General features: G+C 71.6%; 18 protein-coding genes and 1 pseudogene. 4 read left to right on the forward strand and 15 right to left on the reverse strand.

The window, feature by feature from the left end:
• Positions 1–55: 55 nt before the first annotated feature.
• From leuS to G127AT_RS01060, 6 genes are all read right to left on the reverse strand, one after another.
• Positions 56–2,641, reverse strand: a complete 2,586-nt coding sequence (gene leuS, locus G127AT_RS01035) for a leucine--tRNA ligase (protein ID WP_210898944.1) — start codon at positions 2,639–2,641, stop codon at positions 56–58.
• A 159-nt stretch (positions 2,642–2,800) separates the two neighbouring features.
• The gene (locus G127AT_RS01040; protein ID WP_244857671.1) at positions 2,801–4,204 is read right to left on the reverse strand and encodes an anthranilate synthase component I family protein; all 1,404 of its coding nucleotides are present in this window, start codon (positions 4,202–4,204) and stop codon (positions 2,801–2,803) included.
• Positions 4,205–4,242: 38 nt separating this feature from the next.
• Entirely contained in the window at positions 4,243–5,931 is a 1,689-nt protein-coding gene (gene cydC, locus G127AT_RS01045) for a thiol reductant ABC exporter subunit CydC (protein WP_210898949.1), read from the reverse strand.
• A complete protein-coding gene (gene cydD / locus G127AT_RS01050) occupies positions 5,924–7,600 on the reverse strand; it encodes a thiol reductant ABC exporter subunit CydD (protein ID WP_210898950.1) in 1,677 nt (558 codons plus the stop codon). Before cydD ends, cydC begins: the two co-directional genes overlap by 8 nt.
• Before the next feature lies 1 nt (position 7,601).
• Positions 7,602–8,636: a cytochrome d ubiquinol oxidase subunit II gene (gene cydB / locus G127AT_RS01055; protein ID WP_210898954.1), complete on the reverse strand. Its 1,035-nt coding sequence runs from the start codon at positions 8,634–8,636 to the stop codon at positions 7,602–7,604.
• Between the two features lie 12 nt (positions 8,637–8,648).
• Positions 8,649–10,061 carry a cytochrome ubiquinol oxidase subunit I gene (locus tag G127AT_RS01060; protein WP_210898955.1) on the reverse strand — a complete coding sequence of 471 codons (1,413 nt, stop codon included), beginning with the start codon at positions 10,059–10,061 and terminating at the stop codon, positions 8,649–8,651.
• 76 nt (positions 10,062–10,137) lie between these two features.
• Here G127AT_RS01060 and G127AT_RS01065 point away from each other — a divergent pair, with 76 nt between their 5' ends.
• Genes G127AT_RS01065 through G127AT_RS01075 form a run of 3 tightly spaced genes read left to right on the forward strand, consistent with a single transcriptional unit; the run spans position 10,138 to position 12,179 of the window.
• The gene (locus tag G127AT_RS01065; RefSeq protein WP_210898956.1) at positions 10,138–10,509 is read left to right on the forward strand and encodes a BlaI/MecI/CopY family transcriptional regulator; all 372 of its coding nucleotides are present in this window, start codon (positions 10,138–10,140) and stop codon (positions 10,507–10,509) included.
• 1 nt (position 10,510) lies between these two features.
• The gene (locus G127AT_RS01070; RefSeq protein WP_210898958.1) at positions 10,511–11,440 is read left to right on the forward strand and encodes a M56 family metallopeptidase; all 930 of its coding nucleotides are present in this window, start codon (positions 10,511–10,513) and stop codon (positions 11,438–11,440) included.
• 58 nt (positions 11,441–11,498) lie between these two features.
• Positions 11,499–12,179, forward strand: coding sequence for a DedA family protein (locus G127AT_RS01075; protein WP_210898961.1), 681 nt, complete (start codon positions 11,499–11,501; stop codon positions 12,177–12,179).
• 245 nt (positions 12,180–12,424) lie between these two features.
• Here the strand turns inward: G127AT_RS01075 and G127AT_RS01080 are convergent, their stop codons facing one another.
• From G127AT_RS01080 to G127AT_RS01100, 5 genes are all read right to left on the reverse strand, one after another.
• Complete coding sequence (locus tag G127AT_RS01080; protein WP_210898962.1) at positions 12,425–13,339, reverse strand: ABC transporter substrate-binding protein; 915 nt, start codon at positions 13,337–13,339, stop codon at positions 12,425–12,427.
• A complete protein-coding gene (locus tag G127AT_RS01085) occupies positions 13,336–14,070 on the reverse strand; it encodes an ABC transporter permease (protein ID WP_210898964.1) in 735 nt (244 codons plus the stop codon). Before G127AT_RS01085 ends, G127AT_RS01080 begins: the two co-directional genes overlap by 4 nt.
• Positions 14,067–14,756: an ABC transporter permease gene (locus G127AT_RS01090; RefSeq protein WP_210898967.1), complete on the reverse strand. Its 690-nt coding sequence runs from the start codon at positions 14,754–14,756 to the stop codon at positions 14,067–14,069. The genes G127AT_RS01085 and G127AT_RS01090 overlap by 4 nt, the downstream gene beginning before the upstream one ends.
• Positions 14,753–15,565 (reverse strand): ABC transporter ATP-binding protein, encoded by an 813-nt coding sequence (locus G127AT_RS01095; RefSeq protein ID WP_210898969.1) that lies wholly within the window; start codon positions 15,563–15,565, stop codon positions 14,753–14,755. The genes G127AT_RS01090 and G127AT_RS01095 overlap by 4 nt, the downstream gene beginning before the upstream one ends.
• Positions 15,566–15,875: 310 nt before the next feature.
• On the reverse strand, positions 15,876–16,532 hold the full coding sequence (locus G127AT_RS01100) for a TetR/AcrR family transcriptional regulator (protein ID WP_210898971.1): 657 nt from the start codon (positions 16,530–16,532) through the stop codon (positions 15,876–15,878).
• 205 nt (positions 16,533–16,737) lie between these two features.
• On the opposite strand from G127AT_RS01100, the gene G127AT_RS01105 reads away from it, so the two are divergent.
• Entirely contained in the window at positions 16,738–17,799 is a 1,062-nt protein-coding gene (locus tag G127AT_RS01105; RefSeq protein WP_210898973.1) for an App1 family protein phosphatidate phosphatase, read from the forward strand.
• 67 nt (positions 17,800–17,866) lie between these two features.
• On the opposite strand, the pseudogene G127AT_RS01110 reads toward G127AT_RS01105, so the two are convergent.
• The 4 genes and pseudogenes from G127AT_RS01110 to dnaE form a co-directional block, all read right to left on the reverse strand.
• Positions 17,867–18,903 (reverse strand): annotated as a pseudogene (locus tag G127AT_RS01110) (quinone-dependent dihydroorotate dehydrogenase).
• A complete protein-coding gene (gene nrdR / locus G127AT_RS01115) occupies positions 18,900–19,373 on the reverse strand; it encodes a transcriptional regulator NrdR (protein WP_210898976.1) in 474 nt (157 codons plus the stop codon). The pseudogene G127AT_RS01110 and the gene nrdR overlap by 4 nt, the downstream one beginning before the upstream one ends.
• A 20-nt stretch (positions 19,374–19,393) precedes the next feature.
• A complete protein-coding gene (gene hisD / locus G127AT_RS01120; protein ID WP_210898978.1) occupies positions 19,394–20,722 on the reverse strand; it encodes a histidinol dehydrogenase in 1,329 nt (442 codons plus the stop codon).
• Between the two features lie 56 nt (positions 20,723–20,778).
• The gene (gene dnaE / locus G127AT_RS01125) at positions 20,779–24,246 is read right to left on the reverse strand and encodes a DNA polymerase III subunit alpha (RefSeq protein ID WP_244857849.1); all 3,468 of its coding nucleotides are present in this window, start codon (positions 24,244–24,246) and stop codon (positions 20,779–20,781) included.
• Positions 24,247–24,250 lie beyond the last annotated feature (4 nt).

The raw sequence follows: 24,250 nt of genomic DNA on the forward strand, positions 1-24,250 counted from the left end.
CGCCGAAGCGGATCCGTGGGATGCGAGGGCCGCCGACCGGCCTGTGGAGGAACGGTCAGCGCCGCGTGACGATGTTCACGAGCTTCGGCGCGCGCACGACGACGTTCGCGATCTCGCGCCCGTCGATCGAGCGGACGACGGCCGCCGAACCCTTCGCGAGGGCCTCGAGCTCCTCGGGTGCGATCTTCGGGGCGACGTCGGCGCGGTCGCGCACCTTGCCGTCGACCTGGAAGACGGCCGTCACCGACTCCTCGACGAGGAGCGCCGGGTCGGCCTTGCGCCACTGCGCGAGGGCCACGGTCGGTTCGTAGCCGAGGCGCTGCCACATGTCCTCCGCCGTGTACGGCGCGAACAGGTTCAGGATCATCGCGATGACCTCGGCGGACTCGCGGACGGCCGCATCCGCCGCCCCCGGGCCCTGGTCGATGGTCTTGCGGGTGGCGTTCACGAGCTCCATGAGGCGCGCGATGACGACGTTGAACTTGTACGCCTCGACGAGACCGGGCGCGTCGGCGAGCAGGCGATGCGTGACGCGCCGGAGGGCGGGATCGCCCGTCTTCCACTCGACGTCCGGGCTCGAGGTCACCTCGCCCGAGATGCGCCACGCGCGGGCGAGGAACTTCGCCGCACCGGCCTGCGAGACATCCGCCCAGTCCACATCGTCCTCGGGCGGGCCGGCGAAGGCCATCGTGACCCGCAGCGCATCCGCGCCGTGCTCGCGCAGCTGGTCGGCGAACTCGACGAGGTTGCCCTTGCTCTTGCTCATCGCCGAACCGTCCATGAGCACCTGCCCCTGGTTCAGGAGGCTCGTGAAGGGCTCGGTGAAGCTGATGTAGCCGAGGTCGAAGAGCACCTTCGTGATGAACCGCGAGTACAGCAGGTGCAGGATCGCGTGCTCGACGCCGCCGACGTACTGGTCGACGGGCGCCCACTTCTCGGCCTCGGCCGGGTCGAAGGCACGCGTGTCGTCGTTCGGGTTCAGGAAGCGCAGCGGGTACCACGAGCTGTCGACGAAGGTGTCCATCGTGTCGGAGTCGCGCCGGGCCTCGCCGCCGCACTGCGGGCAGGAGACGGTCGACCACTCCTCGGCGGCGGCGAGCGGGCTCTTGCCCTTCGGCCGCAGGTCGAGGCCTTCGGCATCGGGCAGCCGCACGGGCAGCTGCTCCTGGGGCACGGGCACCTCGCCGCAGGCCGGGCAGTGGATGATCGGGATCGGGGTGCCCCAGTAGCGCTGCCGGGAGATGAGCCAGTCGCGCAGACGGAAGTTCTTGGCGGCTCGGCCGGTGCCGCGCGACTCGAGCAGCTCGATCATCCGCTTGATCGCGTTGACCTTGCTGAGCCCGTCGAGGGGGCCGGAGTTGACCATGCGGCCCTCGCCGGCGAGGGCGACGCCCGTCGAGGCGGGGTCCAAGGCCGGCGGCTCCTCGGGCAGGATCGGCACACCCTGCTCGTCGAGCTGGATGACGGGGATGACGCCGGTGACGGGCGCGTTCGTGTCGACGACGACGCGGATCGGCAGGTCGAAGGCGCGGGCGAAGTCGAGGTCGCGCTGGTCGTGCGCGGGCACGGCCATGATCGCGCCGTGGCCGTAGTCGGCGAGCACGTAGTCGCTCGCCCAGATCGGCAGCCGTTCACCGCTGACCGGGTTCACCGCATAGCGCTCGAGGAACACGCCGGTCTTCGGCCGCTCCTGGTTCAGGCGATCCATCTCGGTCGTGCCGCGCACCGTGTCCAGGTAGTCCTGGAAGCGCATCCGCACATCCGGCCCGGCGCCGGACGCGAGTTCGGCGGCGAGGTCGGAGTCGGGGGCGACGACCATGAACGTCGCGCCGAAGAGCGTGTCGGGGCGCGTCGTGAAGACCGAGATGCGCTCTTCGCGCCCCTCGATCTCGAACTCGACGTCGGCGCCCGAGGAGCGGCCGATCCAGTTGCGCTGCATCGACAGCACCCGCTGCGGCCAGTGGCCCTCGAGCTGGTTCAGGTCGTCGAGCAGGCGGTCGGCGTAGTCGGTGACCTTGAAGAACCACTGCGTGAGGGCCTTCTTCGTGACGAGGGCGCCGCAGCGTTCGCAGTGCCCGTCGACGACCTGCTCGTTGGCGAGCACGGTCTGGTCGTTCGGGCACCAGTTGACCTGGCCGGCCTTGCGGTATGCGAGGCCGCGCTTGTAGAGCTCCAGGAACAGCCACTGGTTCCACTTGTAGTACTCGGGGTCGCTGGTGTGCAGTTCGCGCGACCAGTCGAACGACGGCGCGTACTGCCGGAACGAGGCCTTCTGCTGGGCGATGTTCGCGTAGGTCCACTCGCGTGGGTCGGTGCCGCGCTTGATCGCCGCGTTCTCGGCGGGCAGGCCGAAGCTGTCCCAGCCGATGGGGTGCAGCACGTCGAAGCCCTGCTGGCGCCAGTAGCGGGCGACGATATCGCCGAAGCCGAACGCCTCCGCGTGGCCCATGTGCAGGTCGCCGGAGGGGTAGGGGAACATGTCGAGCACGTACTTGCGGGGGCGGGTGTCGCCCGGCAGGCCGGCGCGGAACGGCTGGAGCTCGTCCCACACCGGAAGCCACTTCGCCTGGATGGCCGCGAAGTCGTAGACGGCGTCGGCCGTCGTGTGGGGGTCGTGCTCGTTCGCCAACGGGTTCTCCATCGTCGTCTGGGATCGGGGGCGGCCTCGGGCGGGGCCGCGGAGCGTGCGCGGGCGGATGCCGCGGCATCCGCGCTCGGAGGTGCGCGCACAGCATGGCACGCGCGGGGCTCAAGCCTCCAGCTTACTGAACGCGGCCGGCAGCGGCGTCCAGGCATCCGCTCACGCCGGCGCGGCGCCGAGCGCCGCCAGCAGCGCCCTGGCCTTCACCCGGGTCTCCTCGATCTCCTCCGCGGCGACCGAGAGGGCGGTGATGCCGCCGCCGGTGCCGATCGTCGCGCCCGCCGGGGTGAGCACGATGGAGCGGATGCCCATCGCGAGATCGGCCGTGCCGTCGAAGCCGAGCACGCCGAACGCGCCGGCGTACGGCCCGCGCGGGGAGGATTCGAGGCCGTGCAGGATCGTCATCGCCGAACGCTTCGGCGCGCCCGTCATCGACCCGGCCGGGAAGCAGGCCGCGATCGCCTCGCCCAGGCCGATGCCGTTGCCGAGGCGGGCGGCGACGGTGGAGACGAGCTGGTGGACCTGCGGGTACGACTCGACGAGGTGCAGTTCGGGCACGTGCACCGTGCCGAGGGCCGCGATGCGGCCGAGGTCGTTGCGCATGAGGTCGACGATCATGATGTTCTCGGCCCGCTCCTTCTCGCTCGCGAGGAGTTCGGCGGCCAGCCGTGCGTCCTCGCCGGGGTCGGCGGAGCGGGGCCGGGTGCCCTTCATCGGCGTCGTGCGGATGCGCCGGCCGCCGTCGACCGCGAGGAAGCGTTCGGGCGAGGCGCTGACGAGCGCCGTGCCGCCGAAGCGCAGCAGACCGCCGTGGTGGCTCGGGCTCGTGCGCCGCAGGCGCCGGTGCACGGCGACCGGGTCGAACGCGCCGGGCACCTCGATGCGGGTCGTGAGGCAGAGCTGGTACGCGTCGCCGGCGGCGATGCGGGCCAGGCATGCGTCGATCATCTCCGCGTAGCCCGCCTCGTCGTCGTGGATGCGCGCGCTCGCGGGCCGGGCGGCTTCGGGTGCGGGTGCGGATGCCGCACGCATCGCCTCCGCGAGGGTGCGCCGTGCCCACGCCTCCCCCGCCTCCCGGCCTTCCTCGCCCGGCTCGTCGCGCCAGTGCGCCTCAACCGCCCCGGTGGCGTGGTCGAAGACGAGCGCGCGATCCACCCTGAGGAAGGCGGCATCGGGCACGCCGGACGGGCGGAACGGCACCCCCATGTGCCGGGCGCCGGCCTCGTAGCCGAACCAGCCGATCCACCCGAGCGGCGACGCCTCGACGCCGCCTGCCGCACCGAACTCCGGCACGTCGAAGATCGACCCCGGGCTCGTCTCGGGGCGGCGGGCGGGGTCGAGGGGCCGGGACCTCGTGATCGTGCCCGCGGCGGCATCGGCGGTGAGGAGGATGCTCCCGGCATCCGCCGCGGCCATGATGCTGCGCCCGCCCAGCGTGTCGCGCCCCGCCCCGCCCCAGCCGCCGTCGAGCCACACCGCATACGGGGCGTCGCCGAAGCAGCGGAGGAACACGGTCTCGGGGTCGAGGGGCGCGGGGGCCGCGAGCCGGCCGGTCGACGTCACCCGGTCAGCATAGCCAGACCCTGCCGCGCGGACCCCGCTCACGCGAGGAGGCGCCCGCCCTCGATCCGCACCACGCGGTCGAAGCGGGACTCGTCGACCTCGGCATGGGCGATCAGCACGAGGGTGCGGCCGGGCGCCTCCGCGGCGGTCAGCAGCTCGTCCACGAGGGCGTCGGCGCGGGCCCGGTCGACGTTCGCGGTCGGTTCGTCGAGGACGAGCACGGGGAAGCCGGCGAGCATCGCCCGGGCCAGCGCGATGCGCTGCGCCTGCCCGCCCGAGACGAGGGATCCGCGCTCGCCGACCGGCGCATCCAGCCCGCCGCGTTCGGCGACCCAGCCGGCCAGGCCCACACGGCCCAGCACGTCGAGCAGTTCGGCGTCGCCGGCGCCCTCGCGCGCGAACAGCAGGTTCTGGCGGATCGATTCGTCGAAGAGCCACGGGCGCTGCTCGACGATGCCGACGAGGCGGTGCACGTCGCCGATCGCGAGGCGCTTCGCCTGGGCCCCGCCGATGCGGTACGAGCCGTCGTAGTCGAGGAAGCGGACGAGCACATGCGCGAGCGTCGTCTTGCCCGCGCCCGAGGCCCCGCGCACGAGCACGCGTTCGCCGGGTGCGATGGCGAGGTCGAACCCGGCGATGGATGCCGCCGGCGCGCCCGCCCCGTCGCCGAGCTCCGGCCAGGACGCCGACACCCCCTCGAGTTCGAGGGCCGGCGCAGGTGCGGCCGGCGGGGCGGCGATGGGTTCGGCCGGCTCGGCGGGAACGCCCGCGGGCGGCTCGGCCGGCACCGCCCGGTCGACACGACGGGCGCTCGCGCGCGCCGTGCGCCAGGCCGATGCGGCCGCCGGGATCGCCCCGGCGACCTCGGCGATCGCGAGCGGCACCAGGCAGACGACGGCGAACGCCGGCCCGTCGATACGGCCGTCGACGACGAGCGGTGCGGCCAGGGCGATCGCCGCCGCCGCGCCGAGCCCTCCGAGGGCGGTGGACGCGGCCTGCACGAGCCCGCCGGCGACGGCGCGACGGCGGGCGGCCCGCGCGAGCTCGCGGTCGATGCCGGCGATCCGGCCACGGTCGGCGTCGGCCGCATCGAAGGCGATGAGCACGTCGAGGGCCTGCACATGGTCGAGCACCGCCGCCTGCAGCCGGCCCCGCAGCGGGCCGATGCGACGATCGGCGCGGGCGCCGATCCACGCCTGGGCGACGAGGGCGAGGGCGATGCCCGCGACGAGCACGACGGCCAGGCCTCCGGCGGCGGCCGGGGCGATGAGGGCGATGCCGGCGACGGCGGCCGCGACCACCACGACGGCGCTCACCACGGGCTGCACGGCCTTCAGCGGCACGTTCTGCAGTTCGTCGACGTCGCGCGTGAACCGCGCGAGCAGATCCCCGCGGCGGCTCGCGGCCAGCCCGTCGGGCGCGAGCGGCAGCATCCGCCGGAACACCCCGGTGCGGATGCCGGCGAGCTGCCGGAACGAGGCGTCGTGCCCGCTCAGCCGTTCGAGGTAGCGGAACACGCCGCGGCCGAGCGCGAACGCCCGCACCCCGACGACGGCGATGTTCAGGTACATGATCGGCGGCTGCTCGGCCGCCCGGGTGATGAGCCACGCGCTCGCGGCGAGGAGGGCGACGGTGCTGCCGGCGGAGAGGATGCCGAAGAGCACCGACGGCAGCAGGCGCCGGATGCCGGGGACGGCCGCGCGCATCGACGCGCTCCGCTCAGGCATGCGCGTGCTCCAGGGTGACGATGCGGTCTGCGGCGGCCAGGAGCGCCGGCCGGTGCGTGGCGACGAGGACGACGGTGCCGCCTGCGGCGAGCTCGGCGAGGGATGCGGCCAGCCGGGCCTCGTACGCCTCGTCGAGCGCGGAACTCGGTTCGTCGAGGAGCAGCAGGCCGAGCCCGCGGGCGAGCAGACGGTGGATGGCGCGCGCGGTCGCGACGCGCTGCGCCTGGCCGCCGGAGAGCCCCTGCCCGCCGGTGCCGACGCTGCGGCCGGGCTCCAGGTCGACGCCTGCGAGGCGCATGGCGCGTTCGAGGACGGCCGGGCCTGCGCCCTCGTCGCCGAGGCGGATGTTGCCGGCGACGGTTCCGGCGATGAGGCCGGGCGTCTGGCCCGCCCAGGCGAGCCGGTCGCGGCCGAGGGGCCGCCCGCCCAGGCGCACGAGGCCCTCGGCGGGTGCGAAGCCGAGGATCGCGGCGAGCACGCTCGATTTGCCGGCGCCGCTCTCACCGGCCAGGGCGACGATCTCGCCGGGCCGCGCCGCGAGGTCCAGGCCCGCCACGACCTCGCGGTCGCCGCGGCGCACGGCGAGCCCCGAGATCTCGAGCCCGTCGCCCGGGCCGTGTGCGGCGGTGGATGCGTCGGGCTCGCGCGCCCCGCCGGCATCCGCCGCCTCGGCCTCCTCGAGCACGGCGAAGGCCTCGCCCGAGGCCGTCATGCCCTCCGCGGAGGCGTGGAAGGCGGCCCCGACGTTCCGCACCGGCAGGAACACCTCCGGTGCGAGCACGAGCACGAACAGCCCGACGCCGAGCTCCATGTCGCCGGCCACGAGCCGGAGCCCGATCGCGACCGCGACCAGCGCGACCGAGAGGCTCGCGGCGATCTCGAGCGTGAAGCCGGACAGGAACGTCACCCGGAGCACCCGCATCGTGCGGGCCCGGTACTCCTCGGTCACCGCACCGATGCGGCCGATCTGCCGTTCGGCGCGGCCGTAGGCCACGAGCGTCGACAGCCCGCCGACGACCTCCACGAAGCCGCGCGAGAGCGACTGCAGGCTCTCCCACTGCCGGCGCTGCACGCGCTCGGTGGCCATGCCGATGAGCGCCATGAACACGGGCACGAGCGGCAGCACGATCACGAGGATGAGCCCCGAGAGCGGATCGGCGACCCAGATCATCGCGACGAGCACCGGCGTCACGATCGCCGTCGATACGAGCTGCGGCAGGTACCGGCCGAAGTACTCGTCGAGGGCGTCGAGGCCGGGGCCGGCGATCGTCGCGAGTTCCGCCGAGGAGCGCCGGCCGAGACCGCCGGGACCGGCCCGGTCGACGGCGGCGAGCAGCTCGGCGCGGAGCTCGGCCTTCACGCGCATCGCGCCGGCCGAACCGACCGCCTCCCACGCCCAGGACGCCGCCGCACGCACGAGGGCCGCACCGGCGAGCACCGCGAGGAGGGCCGCCGGGGCGAGGGCGAAGCCGGCATCCGCACCCGGCGCATCCGCACCCCCGGCACCCGAGCCGCCGGCCTCGGCGAGGAAGCCCGTCACGAGCTCCGCGAGCGCCCAGGCGAAGGCGAGCATGGCGCCTGCCTGCACGAGCGCGAGGCACCCGCCCTGCCAGAGGGCCGCGCGGGCGGCTCGCGACCGCTTCAGCAGGCGCGGGTCGAGCGGGCGCACCTCAGGTCCCGGATGCCGGCGCGGGCTCGGCCGGCTCGGTGCCCTCGATGTGGCTGCGCGAGACGCGCTTCCGGAACGTCCAGTACGTCCACCCCTGGTAGGCGAGCACGAGCGGCAGGAAGATCAGCGCCGTCCAGCTCATCACCTCGAGCGTGTACGGCGAGCTCGACGCATTCTCGATTGTGAGGCTGTTGGCCGGATCGTTCGAGGCCGGCATGACCGCCGGGAACAGCGCTGCGAAGAGCGCGAACACCGCAGTGCCGATCGTGATCGCCCCGAGGGTGAACGAGACGCCCTCCGCGCCGCGGAAGTTCGCCAGCCACGAGCCGATCAGGGCGAGGGCGGCGACGACGGCGAGGATCCAGAACCAGAGGTCGCCGAACGCCAGACCCGTCCAGACGAGGAAGGAAGCGGCGACGACGATGGTGAGGATGCCGCTGCGCACCGCGAGACGACGGGCGCGTTCGCGGATCTCGCCCTCCGTCTTCAGCGAGACGAACACGACGCCGTGCGTGAAGAACAGCAGGAGGGTCGTCAACCCGCCGAGCAGGGCGTACGGGTTCAGCAGCTCGAAGAAGGTGCCGATGTAGTTGTGCCCCTCGTCGAGCGGCACCCCCTGCACGATGTTCGCGAACGCGACGCCCCAGAGCAGCGCCGGCACGGCCGAGCCGATCACGATCATCCAGTCGAAGCTGCGCTTCCACCGTTGATCGTCGGGCCGCTGATGCCGGTACTCGAACGAGACGCCGCGGGCGATCAGGGCGAGCAGGATCACGAGGAGGGCCAGATAGAAGCCGCTGAACAGCGTCGCGTACCACTCGGGGAACGCGGCGAACAGGGATGCGCCGGCCACGATCACCCATGTCTCGTTGAGATCCCAGACGGGGCCGATCGTGTTGATGAGCACGCGCTTGTCGACGTCGTCCTTGCCGAGGAACGGCAACGACATCCCGACGCCGAAGTCGAAGCCGTCGAGCACGAAGTAGCCGACGAACAGGAAGGCGACGATCCAGAACCAGAGCTGAGCGAGATCCATGTGTCGGTCCTCCTAATACACCGTCGAGTGGGTCTCGACGCGGCCGGTCTCGGGGTCGGGGGGAGCGATCTCGGGCGGGCCCTTCTTGATCGCGCGGACGACGAGGCGCACCTCGACGACGGCGAGGATGCCGTAGATCAGCGTGAACGCGACGAGCGAGATGAGCACGTCGAGCCCGCTCACATTCGGCGAGACCGCCGCCTCGGTCTTCAGCAGGCTGAAGACGATCCAGGGCTGGCGGCCCATCTCGGTGAAGATCCAGCCGACGATCATCGCGGCCAGCGAGAGCGGGAACGACCAGATCGCGACGCCCCACACCCACTTCTGCTTCGGGTGGCGGCCCTTGCGGGTCACCCAGAGGCCGACGACGGCGATGACGATGTGCAGGACGCCGAGGCCGATCATCCAGCGGAACGCCCAGTACGTCACCCAGATGACGGGCATGTAGTCACCGGGGCCGAAGAGCGCCTCGTACTCGTGCTGCAGGTCGTTCAGGCCCTCGACGCAGCCGTCGAAGCTGTGCGTTGAGAGCAGCGAGAGCAGGTACGGCACGCGGATCGAGAACAGTTCGGTCTTGCCGTCGGGTGTGCCGAGCGTGAAGAGCGAGAAGCTCGCATCCGCCCCGCAGACGGTGACGTAGGTCGCCTCGGCGGCGGCCATCTTCATCGGCTGGGCGGCGACCATCGCGAGCGTGAGCTGATCGCCGAAGAAGGTCGTCGCGATGCCGGAGACGATCATGCCCCACAGGCCGAACTTCAGCGCCCGGCGCATCGCATAGAGGTGCTGGCCCCGCTTCAGGTGCCATGCGGCGGCGGCGATGACGAGACCGGAGCTCACCATGAAGGCCGCGGCGATCGTGTGCGGGAAGGCGGCGAGGGCGACCGGGTTGGCCAGCAGCTCCCAGATGTCGACGAGTTCGGCGCGGCCGCGCTCCTGGTTCATCTGGAACGCGACCGGGTTCTGCATGAACGCGTTCGCGGCGATGATGAAGTACGCCGAGAGGACGGATCCGACCGCGGTCGCCCAGATCGTGGCGAGGTGCAGACCCTTCGGCAGCCGGTTCCAGCCGAAGATCCACAGGCCGATGAACGTGGCCTCGAGGAAGAAGGCGAGCAGTCCCTCGAGGGCGAGCGGGGCGCCGAAGACGTCGCCGACGAAGCGCGAGTACTCCGACCAGTTCATGCCGAACTGGAACTCCTGCACGATGCCGGTGACCACGCCCATCGCGAAGTTGATGAGGAAGATCGTGCCGAAGAACCGGGTGAGCTGCAACCACGCGACGTTGCCGCTCTTCGTCCACACCGTCTGGAAGATCGCGACGGTGGTCGCCAGGCCGATCGTGATCGGCACGAACAGAAAGTGGTAGACGGTGGTGAGCCCGAATTGCCAGCGTGCGAGCAACAGCGGGTCGAGCCATTCGTTCACGAGTCCCCCTCGAGGCTCCGTTTGGTCTTTTCTACAGAGCGTAGAACATATTGTCCCAGAGCGGTATTCTGCTTTTATGGCGACACTCGGAGCACTTGAGCGATCGGTGATGGACCTCCTCTGGTCCGCTGGCGCGCCCATGAGCGCCTCCGAACTGCGCGCCCGGCTCGTCGAGCGCAGCGCCGGCGGCAAGAACGTCGCCGCCACCACCGTCCTCACGGTGCTCTCCCGCCTCGAGGCGAAGGGTTTCGTGCTGCGCTCGCGGCACCAGCGCCCCCACCTCTACGAGGCGAGCCTCAGCCGCGCCGAGCACACCGCCGACCTCATGCTCGAGGTGCTCGACACCTCCAGCGACCGCGACGCCGCGCTCGCCCGCTTCGTCGGCACCGTGAGCACCGGCGAAGCCGCCACCCTCCGCCGCCTGCTCGACGAGCGCCGGCTCGCGTGAGATGACCCAGATCGCCGCCGTCCTCGGCGTGATCGCCATCGCGCTGGCCTGGCCGGCGCCGATCCTGCTCGCCCGCGCCGAATGGCCCGCACGCGCGCCGGCGACCGCCCTCGCCCTCTGGCAGGCGATCGCCGTCGCCGGCGGGCTCTCGATGCTCGGCTCGCTCCTGGCCTTCGCCCTCTCCGCCGCCGGCACCGGCCTCGGCGGCCTCCTCACCCTCGGCCCCGAACTCTGGGCCGGCCCCATCCCCGAGGGCTTCGGCGTCTTCCACCTCGCCGCCCTCACCCTCGCCGTCGTCCTCGGCGGCCACCTGCTGCTGAACCTCGCGACCACGGCCGTCGCCGCCGAACGCCAGCGCCGCCGCCAGCACCGCCTCCTCGGCCTGCTCTCCGACCCGCTGCCCGGGCCCGGCCGCGCGCGGGTGCTGGCGCATCCGGCCCCCGTGGCCTACTGCGTGCCCGGCATGCGCACCGCGACCGTGCTCACCGACGGGCTCGTCGCCCTCCTCGAACCCCGCGAACTGGCCGCCGTCATCGCGCACGAGCGCATGCACCTGACCGGGCTGCACCACCTCATCCTGCTCGCGTTCCGCGCCTGGCACGGTGCGCTGCCGTGGTTCCCCATCGCCAACCGCGCCGAGCGGGCCGTGACCCTCCTCACGGAATACCTCGCCGACGACGCGGCCGCCCGTCGCGTCGGCGCCGCCACCATCCGGCAGGCTCTCGCCCGCGTCGGTGCCGACGGCGAACCCGGCGCCTACTCCGAGCACGGCGGCGTCGCCCTCGACACCGAGATGCTCGGCCGCCGGCTCGCCCGCCTCGGCGACGAACCCCGGACCGAGCTCGACGCCGGCGCCAGAGGGGCGATCTTCGCCGGCTCGCTCCTGCTCGTCGCCGTCCCGACCTTCCTCATCGCGCTCAGCGTCATCTGAGGGCGATTGCCACGCCCTTCCCAGCCGCGGCCGCCCCGCGCCCCGTAGTGTCGATCGGGTGAACGAGGTCGTCGACTGGATCCTCGACGCCGTGCAGGGCGTCGACCCCGTGCTCCGCATCCTGCTCGCCGGCCTCGGCATCATGCTCGAGACCTCCGTGCTCATCGGCCTCATCGTCCCGGGCGACACCATCGTGCTCGTCGCCTCGACGGGCATCGAGAACGTCGTGCAGTACGCGGCGACCGCCCTCGTCGTCATCGCAGGCGCCCTCGCCGGCGAGTCGATCGGCTTCGCCCTCGGCCGCCTCTTCGGCCCCCGGATCCGCGCCTCGCGCCTCGGGCGCCGCCTCGGCGAGGCGAACTGGGAACGCGCCGAAGCCTACCTCGACCGCCGCGGCGGTCCGGCCGTCTTCCTCTCCCGCTTCCTGCCCGTGCTGCACTCGCTCATCCCGCTCACCGTCGGCATGAGCCGCATGAGCTACCGCCGCTTCCTCGCCTGGACGGTGCCGGCGTGCATCATCTGGGCCTCCGGCTACGTCACGGTCGGCTGGCTCGCCGCCGACGGATACCGCGAGCTCTCCCGCGAGCTGCACTGGGCCGGCTACCTCTTCGTCGCCGCGATCGTCGTCTTCCTCGGCCTCGTCTGGCTCGTCAAGCGCCTCGTGTTCCGCTCCGAGCGCAAGTACCTCGCGGCCGCCCGCTCATCCTCCGAGGCCGAGTCCGCCCCGCCGGTCGAGTAGGCCGCCCCGCCGGTCGAGTAGGCCGCTTGCGGCCGTATCGAGACCCAGCGCCCGAGGTCTCGATACGCTCGCTGCGCTCGCTAATCGACCGACGCCCCCGCCGGTCGAGTAGGCCGCTTGCGGCCGTATCGAGACCCGTACCCGCTCCCCCGAGGTCTCGATACGCTCGCTGCGCTCGCTACTCGACCGATGCCCCCGCCGGTCGAGTAGGCCGCTTGCGGCCGTATCGAGACCCCGGACCGACGTCAGACCAGGCCCTGTTCCTCGAGCCAGGCCGCGGCGATATCCGCCGCCGACTCCTGATCGTCCACGCTCCTGGCGTTCAGGGCGATCAGATCGTCGGCGGTGAGCGCGGCGCTCACCGCATCGATGACCTCGGCCATCTCGTCCGTGATGCGGTCCGAAGCGATCGGCACGACGTTCGAGGAGAGGAAGAGCCCCTCCGGGTCCTCGAGCGTGACGAAGTCGTTCGCCGCGATCGACGGGTCCGCGCTGTAGATGTCGGCGAGCTGCACCTGCCCGTCGACGAGCGCCTTGACGGTGAGCGGCCCGCCGCTGTCCTCGATCGGGGTGAAGGAGACCTCCACGCCGTACACCGACTTCAGCCCCTCCGGACCGTAGGGCCGCGTCTCGAGCTCGGAGTTGCCGCCGAGCACGAGCGGCACACCGGCGTCGGCGAGGTCGCCGATCTCGGTGAGGCCGTGCTCCTTCGCGAACTCGGCTGTGACGTTGTACGAGTCCTGGTCGCTCGCCTCCGACTGGTCGAGCACGCGCACGCCGTCTGGCAGCGCCTCGGTGAGCGCCTCGTACACCTCGTCGGACTTCGTCGCCGTCGCCTCGGCGTCGAGGGCCTGCAACAGATTGCCCGTGTACTCGGGGAACAGGTCGATGTTGCCGGCCTCGATCTCCGGCAGATAGACCTCGCGCTGGCCGATGCGCAGCTGGCGGTCGACCTCGAAGCCCTTCGCCTCGAGCGCCTGGGCGTAGAGCTCGGCGATGATCTCGTTCGAGTAGTAGTCCTGCGAGCCGATGACGATGGATCCGCCGCCGCTCTCGGTCGAACCTCCGTCGAGCGGATCGCCCGTGCCGCAGCCGGCGAGGGCGAGGGCCGCCGCGGCCGAGACCGCGAGGGCCGTGAGTCGCTGCTTCGCTGTGGTCATGTCCGGTTCCCTTCATCGGTGGGTGATCCCACGTTCGTGTGCGTGCGGTTGCGCGCCCGCATCCCCCGGGTCTCGCGCACCCCGGCCGGCACGACGAGGCGTTGCAGGAGCGCGAAAAGCCCGTCGATCACGAGGGCGAGCACGATCACGAGGATCGCCCCGCCCAGGATCTCGTCGTAGCTGGCGGTACGCAGGCCCAGGAAGATGAATCGGCCGAGGCCGACGTCGGAGAGGTAGGCGGCCAGCGTCGCCGTCGCGATGATCTGCAGCGTCGCGGAGCGGATCCCGCCGACGAGGATCGGCAGTCCGAGCGGCAGTTCGACGCGCCCGGCGAGCTGCCAGCCGGTCATCCCCATGGCCCGGGCGGCGTCGATCGTGGTGCGCGAGACCGACTCGAAACCCGCGTACGCTCCCGCGAGCAGCGGTGGGAGGGCGAGCACGACGAGGGCGATGACGGGGGCACCGACGCCGATGCCGATCCAGAGGCCGACGATCGAGAGCAGACCGAGCGTCGGCAGTGCGCGCAGGCCGCCGCTCACGCCGATCGCGATGGCTTTGCCGCGGCCGGTGTGGCCGATGAAGGCACCGATCGGCAGGGCGATGACGGCGGCGATGACGAGCACGACGACCGAGAGCACGAGGTGCTGCACGAGGCGTTCGGGGATGGATCCCGGCCCCGACCAGTTGGCGGCGTCGGCGAGCCAGGCGATGGCCTCCAGGAAGGCGTTCATGCCGCCCCCGCCGCGCGGGCCTCGGTGCGCGCGTCGGGGCGGCGCGTGCGGCCGGCGGGCGCCGCCCAGGGCATGAGCAGGCGGCCGCCGGCGACGGCGAGCCCGTCGAGCACGAGCGCGACGGCGACCGTCATGACGATGCCCGCGATGATCTCCGCCGGGATGCTGCGCTGCAGTCCGTCGGTGAAGAGGCTGCCGAGGCTCTGCACGCCGATGACGGCGCCGACGGTCGCGAGGCTCACAGTGCTCACGATGACCACGCGCAGGCCCGAGAGGAGGACGGGGCCGGCCAGCGGCAGATCCACCTGCCAGAAGCGGCCCGCCGGAGCGAAGCCCATCGCGACGGCCGACTGCCGCACATCGCGGTCGACCGAGTCGAAGGCGTCGGTGGCGGTGCGCACGATCACCGCGATGCCGTACAGCGTGAGGGCGATGACGAGGTTCACGGGTGAGCGCAGCGGGATGCCGGTGATGGGCGGCAGGATGACGAACACCGCGAGCGACGGGATGGCATAGAGCAGTCCGCAGAGGCCGAGCAGCACGCCGCGCGACCAGCGGTAGCGGTGGGCGATCCACCCGATCGGCACCGAGATCGCGAAGGCGAGCACGATCGCCGGCACGCTCAGCGCGAGGTGCACGAGCGTGAGCTCCCAGACGAGGTCGAGGTTCGACTGGATCCAGTTCACGTGACGAGCACTCCCGCCGGGCGGCCGTCGCCGTCGACGACGATCTCGCGGCCGTCGCGCTCTTCGAGGTGCAGGGCGCGCCGGCCGCGATCGGCACCGACGAATCCTTCGACGAAGGCGTCGGCCGGTGCGGCGAGGATCTCCTCGGGCGAGCCGATCTGCACGACCTCGCCGCCGGTGCGGAGGATCACGACCTGATCGCCGAGGAGGAAGGCCTCGTCGACGTCGTGGGTGACGAAGAGGACGGTCTTGCCGAGCTGCCGCTGCAGGCGCAGGAGCTCTTGCTGGAGTTCGGCGCGCACGAGCGGGTCGACGGCGCCGAAGGGTTCGTCCATCAGCAGGATGTTCGGGTCGACGGCCAGGCCGCGGGCGACGCCGACGCGCTGCTGCTGCCCGCCGGAGAGCTGGCCCGGGTACCTGCCGGCCAGCTCGCGGTCGAGCCCGACGGTATCGAGGAGCTCGAGGGCGCGCGCCCGTGCGGCGCGCTTGGATTCGCCTCGGAGCATCGGCACCGTCGCGACGTTGTCGATGACGGTGCGATGCGGCAGCAGCCCTGAGTTCTGCATGACGTAGCCGATGCCGCGGCGAAGCCGCACCGGGTCGGCGGCGGCGACGTCTTCGCCGTCGATGAGGACGCTGCCCGAGCTCGGGTCGACCATGCGATTGACCATGCGCAGCAGCGTCGTCTTGCCGGAGCCCGAGGAGCCGACGAGCACGGTCGTACGATGCGAGGGCACCTCGAAGGAGACGTCGCGGACCGCGACGGTGCCGTCGGGGAACTCCTTCGTCACCGCACGGAACTCGATCATGCTCCCCGCCCCTCGCCGCCTGCGCGCCGGATCCCGGCCATTCCGGCGCGTTCGCGCCGGGTCCCAGCCAAACACGCTTCGAGCCGCCTGGCAACGGTGGCGCGCGGGTTGTCCGGCGAGGGATGCCGTGGCGGCTCCGCCCGGCCGTCTAGGGAGTGTTGCGGAACTCCGTGCGCGGCGAGGACGTGCGACGGGCGACCGGATGCAAGGCGGAGGAGGAGGGCCTCACTGGAGGCGAGGCCGACGACGACAACGCAGCAAACGGCCGCCCGTCGCACGCCGCAGCGCGTGCGGAGTTCCGCAACACACCCTAGGCGGCCGAGGCGCGCCTTGTCTGCCCCAGGGAGTCGGCGAGGGTGTCGTGGGCGATGCGGCGGCATTCGTCGAGCACTCGGTCGTCGACGATGTCGCCGTCGACGGCGCGCGCGACGAGGCCGTCGACGACCTCGACGACGACGTCGAGCCGCAGCCGCAGCTCGTCGGGGTCGACCTCGGCGACGTCGAACTCGGTCTCGATGAGCTGCGCGAGCCGGTCGGCGATGACGGCCGTGCCGGCCTCGCCGCGTTCACGGACCGTCGTGCGGACGATGCGGAAGCCGGGCTCGCGCCGGTAGCACTCGATGCTCGTGAGGATCGCGAGATCGATGACGTCCCACCAGTTCGCGAGCTCGGCATCGCCGACGGCGTCCGCGAGGCGTTCGCGGTAGCGGCGGACGCTGCGGTCGCGGAGCCCGTCGAGCACGGCGACCCGGTCGGGGAAGTAGCGGTAGACGGTGCCGATGGATGCTCCGGCGCGCTCGGCCACGAGCTGCGTCGTGAGTCGCTCCGAGCCGATCTCGTCGATCACCGCCGCGGCGGCGTCGAGCAGCGCATCGAGGCGCTGGGCGCTGCGCCGCTGCGCCGGCTCGGTCCGGACGATCGACCGGCGACCATCCGCCGATCCTAGGATCAGGTCACCTCTCGGCACGGTACCTCCTCGCAAACACCGTCCCCACTCTAGCGGCGGCCGGAGGGTGCTTCGAGCCACTCGAGGAACACGAGAGTAGTTCAGCGTTCAGTCAGCGTGCATTATACATATCTTCAGCTGAGACTCAGCTTTACGGGGTTCGGTGCGAGGACCGCACGCGAACCCCAAGCCCGGCGAGTCGCCGGTTCCATGCCAGAATTGAGGGATGCCGGCGACGCCTCCTGCCACGCCCGAGCCGCCGAATCGGGCTGCCCGGCACCGGGCGGCGCGCATCGAGGACTGGTTCCACGGGCTCCGGGCACGCTGGGCGCGCGCACGCGGCCAGGTGCCCACCATCGTTCCGTACACCGGCTATGGATCCACTGACTGGGTGCGCGTCTTCTGCCGGGTCCTCCTGGTGAAGCCCGAGCTCGCTCGCCGCACACGGCGTCGCCGCGACGGCCGGCCCGAACGCGAAGCCGTCCTCCGGGGCTGGCGCAGCTTCCTCAGCGTCCCGGTCGGCGATGTCCCCGTCACCGTGGAGATCGAGGGTCGCCGCTACGACGTCCGGGCCGACCGCGGCGGCGTCGTCGACACCCGCATCCCCGCCGAGCTCGGCCCCGGCTGGCATCGCGCGAAGCTCTCCACCCCCGGCGGCGCCGACGTCGAAGCCCCCTTGCACATCATCTCCCCCGACGAGACCTTCGGCGTCATCTCCGACGTCGACGACACCGTCATGGTCACCGCCCTGCCTCGCCCCCTCGTCGCCGCATGGAACACCTTCGTGCTCGACGAGCACGCGCGCATCCCCACCCCCGGCATGGGCGTGCTCTTCGAACGCCTCGTGCGGGCCCACCCCGGCGCCCCGGTCATCTACCTCTCCACCGGGGCGTGGAACGTCGCGCCGGCCCTCAGGCGCTTCCTCTCGCGCAATATGTTCCCCGACGGCCCGCTCCTGCTGACCGACTGGGGGCCGACGCATGACCGCTGGTTCCGCAGCGGCCGAGAGCACAAGGAGGACAATCTCCGCCGCCTCGCCGACGAGTTCCCGAACATCCGCTGGCTGCTCATCGGCGACGACGGCCAGCATGACGAGGAGCTCTACGCCGACTTCGCCGCAGAGCGCCCCGCATCCGTCGCCGCCGTCGCCATCCGCCGCCTCTCCCCCGGTGAGGCCGTGCTCGCCGGCGGCCGCGCGAACGCGCCCCACGGCGACGAGGTGCCATGGGTCTCCGCGAGCGACGGGTCGACCATCGCCGACCGCCTCGCCGACGTCGGGCTGCTCTGACCGCGTGCCCGGCCGCCGCCCGGCGCCGATGCCGCCCCGAGTGGACGTGCCGGTGCGGCAGGCCGCGTCAGCGCCCGTCGAGCGCGGCCGCCAGCCCCCGGTTGATCTCGCGCGCCCAGCCCGGGCCGCGATAGATGAACGCCGAGTAGCCCTGCACGAGCGTCGCCCCGGCATCCAGCCGCCCCCGCACATCGGCGGCCGTCTCGACCCCGCCGACCGAGATCACACACAGTTCGGCCGGCACGACCTCGCGGATGAGACGGAGCACCTCGAGCGATCTGGCCGCGAGCGGCGCCCCGAGAGCCCACCGCCCCCGGCCGCCTCCACGAGCTTCGGGCTCGAGGCGAGCCCTGCGCGCGAGATCGTCGTATTGGTCGCGATGATGCCGTCGAGGCCGAGCTCGGCGACGAGTCCGGCGATGCGGCGCACCTCCTCGTCGGCGAGATCGGGGGCGATCTTCACGAGCAACGGGGTGCGCCCGGCCGCGGCCTTCGTCTCGGCCAGCAGCGGCGTGAGCTGTTCGAGCTCCTGCAGGCCGCGCAGGCCCGGCGTGTTCGGCGAGCTCACGTTGACGGCCAGGTAGTCGGCGTAGGGGCCGAGCACGCGGGCAGCGCGCACATAGTCGTCGGCGGCTTGCTCGACCGGCGTGATGCGGTTCTTGCCGATGTTCACGCCGATCACCGGCCGATGCCGGCGACGGCGGAGGCGCGAGAGGCGGCCGGCGGCGGCATCCGCTCCCCCGTTGTTGAAGCCCATCCGGTTCACGAGCGCACGGTCGGGGATGAGCCTGGCCAGCCGCGGCTTGTCGTTGCCCGGTTGCGGAAGCGGTGTGAGGGTGCCGACCTCGACATGTCCGAAACCGAGATCGCCGAGACCGGCGACGCCGAGGGCGTCCTTGTCGAAGCCGGCCGCGATGCCGAACGGCGAGGGGAAGCGGAGTCCGAGCGTGTCGACGGCCAGGCGCGGATCGGGGCGTGTGAACCGGCGCACGAGGCCGCCGGATGCCCCGACCGCCCGGATCGCGCGGAACGCGAGATGGTGGGCAGCCTCGGCATCCATCCGCGTGAAGACGAGCCTGAACGCGAGGCCGTAGAGCCGGCTCATTCGGCCGACCGCGCGGGCAGACGCCCGTGTTCGGCGCGGAGCTGTGCGATGGCCGACTCGAAGTCGTCGAGCGATTCGAAGGCCTGATAGACGCTCGCGAAGCGCAGATAGGCGACCTCGTCGAGTTCGCGCAGCGGCGGCAGGATGGCCAGGCCGATGTCGTTCGCCTCGATCTGCGAGGCGCCGGTCGAGCGGATCGTCTCCTCGACCTTCTGGGCGAGCACCGCGAGATCCGAGTCGGTCACCGGTCGCCCCTGGCAGGCCTTCCGTACGCCCGAGACGACCTTCTCACGGCTGAACGGCTCGACGACGCCCGAGCGTTTGATGACGACCAGGCTCGCCGTCTCGGTCGTCGAGAAGCGGCGACCGCATGCGGGGCATTGCCGGCGTCGGCGGATGGACAGGCCGTCGTCGCTCGTGCGCGAATCGATGACCCTCGAGTCCGGGTGGCGGCAGAAAGGGCAGAACATGGCTCGTCAAGCCTAGCGAGTCAGCGGCCCGTGCCGTGCGCATCGTCGGCGAACCGCGCGCGCACCGCCTCGCCGTGCGCCGGCAGGTCTTCTTCGGCCGAGAGCGCGGCCACGACCGGCGCGACCTGTTCGAGGGCGTCGCGTTCGTAGCGGACGATCTGCTGGGGCCGGAGGAAGGTCGCCGCCGACAGCCCCGCCGAGGAGCGCGCGGTGCCGCCCGTCGGCAGCACGTGGTTGGAGCCGGCCGCGTAGTCGCCGAGGCTCACCGGCGAATACGCTCCGAGGAAGATCGCCCCGGCGTTCTCGATGCCCGCGAGCACGGCTTCGTCGTCGCGGGTCTGGATCTCGAGGTGCTCGGGCCCGAAGGCGTTCGCGAACGCGGCGGCCTGCGCGAGATCGTCGACGAGCACGAGGGCGGACTGCGCCCCGCCGATGGATGCCGCCACGCGCTCGCGGTGAGGGGTGGCATCCGCCCTGGCGCGCACCCGCGCGAGCACGGCCTCGCCGAACGCGGCGGAGTCGGTCACGAGCACGGCGGCGGCCAGCTCGTCGTGCTCGGCCTGGCTCACCAGGTCGGCGGCGACGAGGTCTGCGTCGGCGCCGTCGTCGGCGATCACGAGGATGTCGGTCGGCCCGGCCTCGGCGTCGATGCCGACGACACCCTGCACGGCGCGCTTGGCGGCGGCGACGTAGACGTTGCCGGGCCCCGTGACGAGCTGGACGGGCTCCAGCGCGATCCCGGGCACTCCGTAGGCGAAGGCGCCGATCGCGCCGGCCCCGCCCATGGCGTACACCTCGGTGACGCCGAGCAAGCGGGCCACGGCCGCGATGGTCGGGTGGATGCGGCCGCCGTGTTCGCGCTGCGCCGGCGAGGCCAGGGCGATCGAGGCGACGCCGGCGACCTGGGCCGGCACGACGTTCATCACGACGCTGGACGGGTAGACCGCTTTGCCGCCGGGCACGTACAGGCCGACGCGGCCGACCGGCTGCCAGCGCTGTCGCACGACGGCGCCGGGGGCGAGCACGGTCTCGCGCGGCTCGGGCACCTGAGCCCGGCTCGCGGCGCGCACCCGCTCGACGGTGCCTTCGATCGCCGCGCGGAGTTCGGGTGCGAGCGCCGCCAGTGCGGCGTCGAGCTCGGTCTCGGGCACGCGGACGGCGGCCGGGCGGATGCCGTCGAAACGCTCGGCCTGTTCGAGGAGCGCGGCTTCGCCATGCTCTCGCACCTCCTCGATGAGGCCGGTGACGGTGCCGAGGGCACCGGACACATCGGTGCCGGCGCGCGGCACGAGGGCGAGCAGTTCGGTCTGGGTGGGGCGCGTTCCGCGCAGGTCGATCGTTCGCAGCATGGCCCGTTCAGCATATGCCGTGCGGCGGGCCGGTCGCGCGCGGGCCGCCGACGGGGTCAGGTGAGGCAGTTGGGCCCGAGCAGGCTCTTCAGCTCCCCGTAGAAGTCGGCCGTCACGCGCACCGGGTACGGCAGTTCGAAGACGCGGGCGATGCCGCCGCGCACGAGTTTCAGGCGCACCTCGGTGTCGCCGACGTGGCGCGTCAGCACATCGCCGAGCGCGGTGACGGTGTCGGTCGTCGCCCGTTGCTCGGGCATGCTGATCATCACCGGACCGTGATCGTCGCCCTGGCCGAGCTCGGGCTGGAAGACGCTGAACGCGTGCAGGTTCATGCCGTCGTCGCGCATGCTGACGCGGCCGCGCACGACGACGATCGAGTCGGCCTGCAGGGTCGGGGCGAATTCCTGGTACGCCTTGCCCATGAACATCACGGTGATCTCGCCGGCGAAGTCCTCGACCTGGATCATGCCGTACTGGTTGCCCGACTGTCTGGCGACGCGGTGCTGCACGCTCGTGACGAGCCCGGCGATGGTGACCGTGTCGCCGTCCTGGGTCGACTCGGATGAGAGGAGCTCGGTGATGGAGGTCGAGGCGTGCTTGGCGAGCGGAACCTCGAGGCCGGCGAGCGGATGGTCGGAGACGTAGAGCCCGAGCATCTCGCGTTCGAAGGCGAGCTTGTCCTTCTTCGACCATTCCGGGCGATCCGGCACCGCCGACACGGGCTCCTGCGCGTCCTCGGCGAAGAGGCTGTCGAAGTCGAAGCCGGCCTGACCGGTCGCCTCGACGCGCTTCTCCGAGACGGCCGATTCGACGGCGCCCTCGTGGATCTCGACGAGCGAGCGCCGGGTATGGCCGAGCGAATCGAAGGCACCGGCCTTCACGAGCGATTCGACGGTGCGCTTGTTGGCGACCTGGATCGGCACCTTCTTCAGGAAGTCGTGGAAGTGCTCGAAGCGGCCCTTCTCCTCGCGGGCGCCGCGGATGGCCTCGACGACGTTGAAGCCGACGTTGCGCACCGCGCCGAGGCCGAAGCGGATGTCGTCGCCGACGGCCGAGAAGAAGCCGATCGACTCGTTCACATCGGGCGCGAGCACCGTGATGCCCATACGGCGGCACTCGTTCAGGTACAGCGCGAGCTTGTCGCGGGCGTCGCCGACGCTCGTGAGCAGGGCGGCCATGTACTCGGCCGGGTAGTGCGCCTTCAGATAGGCCGTCCAGTAGCTCAGCACCCCGTACGCGGCCGAGTGGGCCTTGTTGAAGGCGTAGTCGGAGAAGGGCAGCAGGATGTCCCACAGGGTCTTGATCGCCGCATCGGAGTAGCCGTTGGCCTTCATACCGGCTTCGAAGCCGGCGTACTGCTTGTCGAGCTCCGACTTCTTCTTCTTGCCCATCGCGCGGCGGAGGATGTCCGCCTGGCCGAGCGAGAAGCCGGCGACGCGCTGGGCGATGGCCATCACCTGCTCCTGGTAGATGATGAGGCCGTAGGTGGTGTCGAGGATGTCGGCGAGCGACTCGGTGAACTCCGGGTGGATCGGCGTGATCTCCTGCAGGCCGTTCTTGCGGAGCGCGTAGTTGATATGCGAGTTGGCGCCCATCGGGCCGGGGCGGTACAGGGCGATGACGGCCGAGATGTCCTCGAAGTTGTCGGGCTTCATCTGCCGGAGCAGCCCGCGCATCGGCCCGCCGTCGAGCTGGAACACGCCGAGCGTCTCGCCCGAGCCGAGCAGGCGGTAGGCGTCGGCGTCGTCGAGGGCGAGGTCTTCGAGCACGGGTCGGAAGCCCCGGTTCAATTCGATGTTGTCGAGGGCGTCGTCGATGATGGTGAGGTTGCGCAGCCCCAGGAAGTCCATCTTGATGAGCCCGAGCGATTCGCACGCCGGGTAGTCGAACTGCGTGACGATCTGCCCGTCCTGCTCCCGCTTCATGATCGGGATGATGTCGATGAGCGGCTCGCTCGACATGATGACGCCGGCCGCGTGCACGCCCCACTGCCGCTTCAGGTTCTCCAGCCCCGTCGCCGTCTCGAAGACGGTGCGCGCCTCGGGGTCGGTCTCGATGACCGCGCGGATGTCCCCGGCCTCTTTGTAGCGCGGGTGGTCCTTGTCGAAGATTCCCGAGAGCGGGATGTCCTTGCCCATGACGGCCTGCGGCATCGCCTTCGTGAGCTTCTCGCCCATCCCGAACGGGAAGCCGAGCACGCGGCTCGAGTCCTTGAGGGCCTGCTTGGCCTTGATCGTGCCGTAGGTGACGATCTGGGCGACGCGCTCGGCGCCGTACTTGGCGGTCACGTACTTGATGACCTCGCCCCGACGACGTTCGTCGAAGTCCACGTCGAAGTCGGGCATCGAGACGCGGTCGGGGTTCAGGAAGCGCTCGAAGATGAGCCCGTGCTCGAGCGGGTCGAGGTCGGTGATCTTCATGGCGTACGCCGCCATCGACCCGGCGCCCGAGCCGCGGCCCGGGCCGACCCGGATGCCGTTCTCCTTCGACCAGTTGATGAAGTCGGAGACGACGAGGAAGTATCCCGGGAAGCCCATCTGGCTGATGACGCCGACCTCGTAGTCGGCCTGCTCGCGCACGCGCTGCGGGATCCCCTCGGGGTAGCGCAGGTGCAGCCCTTTCTCGACCTCCTTGACGAACCAGCTCTCCTCGTTCTCCCCGGCGGGCACCGGGTAGCGCGGCATGTAGTTCGCCTTGGTGTTGAACTCGACGTTGCAGCGCTCGGCGATCGCGAGCGTGTTGTCGCAGGCGTCGGGGTGGTCGCGGAAGAGGTGGCGCATCTCCTCGGCCGACTTCAGGTAGAAGTCCTCGGAGTCGAACTTGAAGCGGTTCGGATCGTCGAGGGTGGAGCCGGACTGCACGCAGAGCAGCGCGGCGTGGCTCTTGGCATCGGCCGCATGCGTGTAGTGCAGGTCGTTCGTCGCGACGAGCGGGAGCGAGAGCTCCTCGGCCAGGCGCAGCAGATCCGTCATGATCCGCTTCTCGATCCCGAGCCCGTGGTCCATGATCTCGCAGAAGAAGTTCTCGGCGCCGAAGATGTCGCGGAACTCAGCGGCCGCCTTCACGGCCTCGTCGTACTGACCGAGCCGTAGGCGCGTCTGCACCTCGCCGGAGGGGCATCCGGTCGTCGCGATGAGCCCTTTGGCGTACGTCTGCAGGATCTCGCGGTCCATGCGCGGCTTGAAGTAGTAGCCCTCGATCGAGGCGAGGCTCGAGAGGCGGAACAGGTTGTGCATACCCTCGGTCGTCTCGGCCAGCAGGGTCATATGCGTGTACGCGCCGGACCCCGAGACGTCGTCGCCGCCGCCGTTGCCCCAGCGCACCCGGGTCTTGTCGCTGCGGTGGGTGCGGGGCGTCAGGTACGCCTCGGTGCCGATGATGGGCTTCACGCCCTGGTCGGTCGCCTGCTTCCAGAAGTCGAACGCCCCGAAGACGTTGCCGTGGTCCGTGACGGCGACCGCCGGCATCCCCTCGCCCTTGGCGGCCTGGACGAGCTCCCCGATCCGGGCCGCGCCGTCGAGCATCGAG

It is taken from the genome of Agromyces archimandritae (assembly GCF_018024495.1).
In the GTDB taxonomy this organism is placed as follows: Bacteria; Actinomycetota; Actinomycetes; order Actinomycetales; family Microbacteriaceae; genus Agromyces; species Agromyces archimandritae.